Annotated in this window: 3 protein-coding genes and 1 pseudogene; all 4 read right to left on the reverse strand. The window is 66.0% G+C overall.

The window, feature by feature from the left end; genetic code table 11:
* Window positions 1-152: 152 nt before the first annotated feature.
* Entirely contained in the window at window positions 153-2,318 is a 2,166-nt protein-coding gene (locus OC184_RS19425; protein WP_265508811.1) for a xanthine dehydrogenase family protein molybdopterin-binding subunit, read from the reverse strand.
* Complete coding sequence (locus tag OC184_RS19430; RefSeq protein WP_265508812.1) at window positions 2,315-3,334, reverse strand: FAD binding domain-containing protein; 1,020 nt, start codon at window positions 3,332-3,334, stop codon at window positions 2,315-2,317. The genes OC184_RS19425 and OC184_RS19430 overlap by 4 nt, the downstream gene beginning before the upstream one ends.
* On the reverse strand, window positions 3,334-3,975 hold the full coding sequence (locus OC184_RS19435) for a (2Fe-2S)-binding protein (protein ID WP_265508814.1): 642 nt from the start codon (window positions 3,973-3,975) through the stop codon (window positions 3,334-3,336). The genes OC184_RS19430 and OC184_RS19435 overlap by 1 nt, the downstream gene beginning before the upstream one ends.
* A gap of 324 nt (window positions 3,976-4,299) precedes the next feature.
* Window positions 4,300-5,195: pseudogene (locus OC184_RS19440) on the reverse strand (IS5 family transposase); the annotation flags it as partial.
* Window positions 5,196-5,357 lie beyond the last annotated feature (162 nt).

Below are 5,357 nucleotides of genomic sequence, written 5' to 3' on the forward strand. Positions count from 1 at the left end.
CTGCTTGTGAAGAGAGATCAGCATCCTCGCCTCCCGTCCCGAACCTCGCCAAGGATAGATCTTGCCACGAAAAGCGCCGTCCGGCGAGGATCTATGTGATCATCCGGGATCGGACACCTAGATAGCATGTGAACTATGAATGTCCACGGGCCTTAGATTTCCATAATGTCCTCGATCCGGATCGGCAGCTTGCGGACGCGGATGCCGGTTGCGTGATGAACGGCATTGGCGATGGCGGCGGCGGTGCCGACGATGCCGATCTCTCCGATGCCCTTGATGCCGGCGGGGTTGACCTTGGTGTCCGTCTCGGGGACCAGGATCGCGCGCAAGTCCTGCACGTCGGCATTCACCGGCATCAGGTATTCCGAGATGTTGTCGTTCATCACCGCCCCGGTCCGCGGGTCGATTTCGGTCTTTTCCAGAAGCGCGTGGCCCAGGCCCCAGATCATCCCGCCCAGATACTGCGACCGGGCGGTCTTTTCGTTCATGATCCGCCCGGCGGCGAAGGCGCCGATCAGGCGCGGGACGCGGATCTCTCGAGTATAGCGGTTGATGCGAACCTCGGCGTATTCGGCGCCGAAGGCGAAGGCCACGTATTTCTCCTCGGCGCCGCCCACGATGCGCACCCGGCCATTATAGAGCGACTTGCCGGCCCCCTCGCCGGCAGCGGGGGGCACCCATTCGGCGTATTCCTCGATCGCGCTCTGGCCGAAGTTGCCGAAGGCCTCCTCGGGGTTCATCGCCCCGGCCGTCGTGCCAAGCCGTTCGAGGATCGAGGTGCAAGCAATCTCGATTACGCTGACGTTTGACGCGGTGCTGACCGACCCGCCGGCGATGGTGCCGGGCGGCAGGCGCGTGTCCCCCAACTCGACGCTGACGCTGTCGACGGGAACGCCAAGCGCGTTCGCCGCCGCCTGTGCCAGGACGGTATAGGCGCCGGTTCCCAGGTCGTGGCTGGCCACCATCACCTTGGCCTTGCCGGTGATGTCCAGGTGGACCCGCACCGAACAGGGCGACATCTGCGTCGGATAGGCGGCGGTGGCGCAGCCCCAGCCGACCAGGTCGTCGCCGTCGGTGAAGGCGCCGATGGTCGGGTCGTAATCGGCCCATCCAAACGCCTCGCCCGCCGCGTCATAACACTCCATCAGCGACCGCGAGGTATAGGGCACGCCGTCCACCGGCTCGGCATCGATGTCGTTGATACGGCGCAGTTCGACCGGGTCCATGTTCAGCTTGCGCGCCATTTCGTCCACGCCGGATTCTAGCGCGAAGAAATAGGGCGTCTCGGCCGGGGCACGCATGAAGCCGGGGGTCTGGCGGTCGGCATGAACGCAGGTGACGCCGGTCCGGACCGCATCGGCATGATACATCCGCGCGGCCGCCTCGGCCCCGTTCACGACATAGGTGTCGGCGCGCGACGACAGCTCGCGCCCGCGGTGCTCAAAGCCGGTGAAGCGCCCGTCAGCGGCTGCGCCAAGGCGGAAGCTCTGCCGGGTCTCGGCGCGATAGGATACGACGGTGAAGCCCTGTTCGCGCGTCACATACAGCTTGACCGGCCGCCCCAGGGCCCGGGACGCCAGCGCCACGAGCGACGTCCAGGTATAGAGCGAACCCTTGCCGCCGAACCCGCCGCCGACATAGGGCGAGACGACGCGGATGCGGTCGTCGGGGATGCCCAGCTCGACAGCCAGGCCCGCCTGGAAGCCCTTGACCCATTGCGACGGGACATAGACCGTCAGCTCCTGCCCCTGCCAATGGCCGGTGGTGGCGAACAGCTCCATCGCGTTGTGGGTGTTGGCCGAGGTGTCGTATTCCTCGTCCAGAACCTGCGCCGCACCCTCCATCGCCGCATCGATGTCGCCGGAAGACAACGACCGGTCGGGCAGTTCCTCGGCTTCGGTCCCGGCGGCGTCAAAGACCGCGGCGGGCTCCTCGGCTTCATAGCTGAAGGCAAGAAGCTTGGCGGCTTCGCGAGCGGCCAGGACCGTCTCGGCCACGATCAGCGCGACCGTCTCGCCATAGAAGCGGACGTCGGGTTCGGCGAAGGGCTGCCAGGACTGCTGTGACCGGCCACCGGCGCCGAAGAACGCCGATGTCTCGGCGATGGGAAGGGGATTGGCGTGGTGATAGATTGCCCTGACGCCCGGCACCTTGCGCGCTGCGGCGTCATCGATGCCGGTGATCCGTCCCAGGCCGATCGTCGAGGTCACCAGATGCCCATAGAGCGGGTTCGGCACCGCAAAGTCGGCGGCATAGCGCGCCTCTCCGGTGACCTTCAGGCGACCGTCGATGCGGTCGATGGGTGCTCCGATGGTCATTGTCCGGCCTCCTCGGTCAGTTGGACCGCTGCGGCGTCAAGCAGCGCCTTGACGACCGTGTTCTGCCCCAAGGGGATCTTGAAGTCGTTGTGACCAAAGCCCTGCGCGCCCTGAAAGGCGATCTGCGCGGCCTGGGTCGCCACATCCTCGGTCAGGGTCTTGCCGGCCAGGAACCCTTCGGCCTCGCGCGCCCGCCAGGGGACGGTGGCGACGCCGCCCAGCCCCAGACGCGCCTCGCGGACGGTGTCGCCGTCCATGTCCAGCGCCACCGCCGCCGAGGCCAGCGCGAAGGCATAGCTTTCGCGGTCACGCGCCTTGACATAGACCGACCGCCGCGCCCATTCCGGGATCTGCAGCCGATAGCCGGTGATCAGCTCGTCATCGCCGAGGATCGTTTCCCGTTCGGGGTGGTCCTGCGGCGGGACGTGCAGGTCAGCGAAAGCGATGTCCCTTCCCCCGTCGGCGGTCAACGTCTCGACTGTCGCATCGAACAGGATGAGGGCGTTGGCCCAGTCCCCGGCATAGCTGGCGATGCATTGGTCGGAGGTGCCCAGCACGGCCAGCAGCCGGTTGATCCCGTCCATCGCGGCGCAGCCCGAACCGGGGTCGCGCTTGTTGCACGGGCTGACGTTGTCGCGGAAATAGGGGCAGCGGGTGCGCTGCAGGACATTGCCGCCAAGCGTGGCGACGTTGCGCAGCTGCGGGCTTGCGGCCTTCCACAGGGCGTCCGACAGGACCGGCGCCCGGTCGCGGAAGGCCGGGTGTTCGGCCGCCGCGGCCATGGTGACGCGGGCGCCGACATGCAGGGTGCCGTCCCCCCGATCCTCGATCGCGTCGAGGCCGAGCGCGCCGATATCAGTCAGGCTGGGCGGCGCCACCACATGAAGCTTCATCAGGTCGACGATGGTCGTGCCGCCCGCGAGGAACGCGCCGCCCTGCCCTGCCGGTCCCATTGGGGCGACCTGCGCGACGGCATCTTCGGGCGACGAGGGGCGGTGATAGCTGAAGGGCCGCATCAGGTTGCCTCCGCCCATTCGATGGTGGCGTCGCGGGCCTCGGCCACGGCTTCGGTGATGCCCTTGTAGGCCCCGCAGCGGCAGAGGTTCCCCGACATGTATTCGCGAATCTCGGGGCGGCTGCCGGCATGGCCCTCGGTCACGCAGCCCACGGCGCTGAGGATCTGGCCCGGCGTGCAGTATCCGCACTGGAACCCGTCATGCTGGATGAAGGCCGCCTGCATGGGGTGCAGCTCGTCGGGGCGCCCGAGCCCTTCGATCGTCGTGATCGCCTTGCCATCGGCCGCCGCGGCCAGCATCAGGCAGGAATTGATCCGCGTGCCGTCCAGCAGGATCGTGCAGGCACCGCACTGGCCGTGATTGCAGCCGACCTTGGTCCCCGTCAGGTCCATCCGTTCGCGCAGCAGATCGAGAAGCGTGGTCCTCGCATCCAGGGTAAAGCTGTGGTCCGCGCCGTTGATGTTCAGAGAGACATCCACCGTCTCGCCACTGCGGGCGGTCTCGGACTGCACCTCCTGCGCCCCGGCGCCATAGCTGCCAAGCGCCGCGACCCCACTGGCGGCGGAGCCTTTCAGCAGGCCCCGCCGGGTGACGCGGCCTGGAAAACGTCCGCGTCCGTCCTTGTCCTGTCTTGATGCCATGTTGCGACTCCCTGTCTGGCTCAGCCCGGGCACAGGCTTTGGCTGCATGGATGAACAGGCACAGGGGTCGGATGTTCCACAAGATGCCAAATCTGGCACAGGAGGTCACTGAAGACCGCGATCATCGGAGAGAAGCTATAGGCTTTGATGATGTGACCGCCCCCCGACGGCATCTGATGTGCCAGGGTGGGTCTGCAACGATCCACTAACAGGCCGCTGAAGAAGTCGCCGAGGCGGAACGGTCTTCTTCGGACGTGCCCGACTGCATCGAGCTTCCGGCCTATCGGAGCGAGGGGTGTCCTCGGCTAATTCCGCTTTTTGACTTCATGCGGTCAGCAATCGGGGCAGCCGTGCAAGGTTGTTAGCCGCCATTGTCAGAACGAAGCGGGAGCGCACCCGTTCGACGCCGCGATAAACGGTCTGAGCCATTCCGCCGACAGTCTTGGCCCACCCAAACGCTTCCTCGATCCGCTTGCGGTGCTTCAAGGACAGGCCATAGCCCTTGTGCCGGGTGGTGCGCCCGTCGATCGCTGAATAGCGCGACTTCTGCGCGACATGTGGTGTCACGCAGGCCTGCCGCAGATCATCGACAAAAGTGGCGGCGTCATATCCCTTGTCCGCCCCGAGGGTCAGCCTGCGGGTCGATCCCGGGGAGTGGCGATGCATCATGTCGAGAGCGGCACGCCGTTCGGCATGGCCGTCCGCTTCCGTCAGATCGCCCTGGACGATCAGGCCCGAACGGTTCTCCATCAGAGCATGGCCGATGAAGCACAGCATCGCGCCGGTGCCGGGCGACTTTTTGTAGAGCCGGGCGTCCGGATCGGTGGTCGAGGCATGGGTGGCGTTCGAGCGCTTCTCGCCCCGGAAGTCGATCTCGGCGTTGCGGTGCTGGCGGGTGGGGCGGGGCATCGGGCTGGTCTCGGCTTGGGTCTGTTCAGGTTGGTCGGCGGCGGTCGTGGCTGGCGAGGGCGGGTCGTCCGGCCCCTCGTCATCAGGGATGTAATGTCAGGCTTAGGCTGAAAGCTCTTCATTGAAGCCCAGGCCTTGACCAGCGTGCCGTCGACGGAGAAATGCTCGTCCGACAAGAGCGGCGCGACCTCCCGGTGCGCCAGGATCGCGGTCATTACCTTGCGCGACATATCGGTCGTCAGCAGCCGGTCCCGGTTCTTCGTGAACACTGTCGGGACCCAGACCTGGTCGTCGATGCCCAGCCCCACGAAGGTAGTGTCGCAAACTTTCGCTCTTCCCCTTGGGCCTGTGATGCTGCAGGTCGGATCGCGTCAACGGTATGAGTGAGTTTGAAGGCATGGCGATTGATTTCAAGGGGATGCACTACCCTCAATCCGTAATCCTGCATGCGGTCTTATTCTATTTGCGCTACG

This window comes from Paracoccus rhizosphaerae (assembly GCF_026162645.1).
In the GTDB taxonomy this organism is placed as follows: Bacteria; Pseudomonadota; Alphaproteobacteria; order Rhodobacterales; family Rhodobacteraceae; genus Paracoccus; species Paracoccus rhizosphaerae.

What these genes read in the sequence shown, in the direction of transcription:
- OC184_RS19430 (WP_265508812.1), bottom strand. Translation starts at nt 3,334, where the DNA reads ATGCGGCCCTTCAGCTATCACCGCCCCTCGTCGCCCGAAGATGCCGTC.
- OC184_RS19425 (WP_265508811.1), bottom strand. Translation starts at nt 2,318, where the DNA reads ATGACCATCGGAGCACCCATCGACCGCATCGACGGTCGCCTGAAGGTC.
- OC184_RS19435 (WP_265508814.1), bottom strand. Translation starts at nt 3,975, where the DNA reads ATGGCATCAAGACAGGACAAGGACGGACGCGGACGTTTTCCAGGCCGC.